At 69.8% G+C, this 702-nt stretch carries 1 protein-coding gene; it reads left to right on the top strand.

The window, feature by feature from the left end; translation table 11 throughout:
• The coding region (locus JCM9942_RS17435) for a type II secretion system minor pseudopilin (RefSeq protein ID WP_172675209.1) at window positions 1-500 on the top strand (500 nt) is incomplete at its 5' end.
• Window positions 501-702 lie beyond the last annotated feature (202 nt).

The following is a 702-nucleotide window of genomic DNA, read 5'->3' as shown; positions in this document are numbered from 1 at the left end:
CTCGGCAACTGGCCGGGGCGATGGTCGACTGGCGCGATCGCGATGAACTGCTGCAACCGGCTGGGGGCGCCGAGTCGGGTGACTACGCTGCCGCCGGTCTGCCGTATGGCGCCAAGAACGCACCGTTCGAGACTGTCGGCGAGCTGCAGCTGCTGCTGGGCATGGATGCGGCGCTGTACACGCGGCTGGCGCCGCTGGTGACGGTGTTCGGCACTCCGCAGCCGGACGTCCGTTTTACCGCCGCGCCGGTATTGACCGCAATGGGGCTGGATGCCGCGCAGGTCATCGCCGCACGTGAGCGGGGCCCCATGGCCGTCATCGATGGAACTTCGCCCGCGCCGCCGGCATCGGCCGGCAACGGCACTTATAGTATCGACAGCCGGGTGCAGCTCGGCAGCGAGCGTCAGGTGGTGCTGCGCGCGGTGGTCCGCGCAGGCAGCGGCGCGGGGACAGGCGGCTACACGGTAATACGCTGGGAACAGGGAGCGGCGGCACGATGACGGCGGTGCGGGGAAGTCTGGAAAAGCTGGGGGCAAACCTTGCACCAGGGATCGGAGGTTTCCGGCACTGGTGGTCGCGTGCCCTGCTGTCCTGGCTGCCGGCGCAATGGCGGGTCTTGCTGGGTTGTTCGGACGCGCGCCTGCTGTTGTCGCCAGCGCCTGACGCGGTGCAGGTTTCGCGCTGCCGGGCCGGCCGGACCGT

Source organism: Stenotrophomonas pictorum JCM 9942, assembly GCF_001310775.1.
GTDB classification, from domain to species: Bacteria; Pseudomonadota; Gammaproteobacteria; order Xanthomonadales; family Xanthomonadaceae; genus Stenotrophomonas; species Stenotrophomonas pictorum.
The sequence above is the reverse complement of the archived record's forward strand: the minus strand, read 5'-3'. Positions and strand labels throughout refer to the sequence as shown.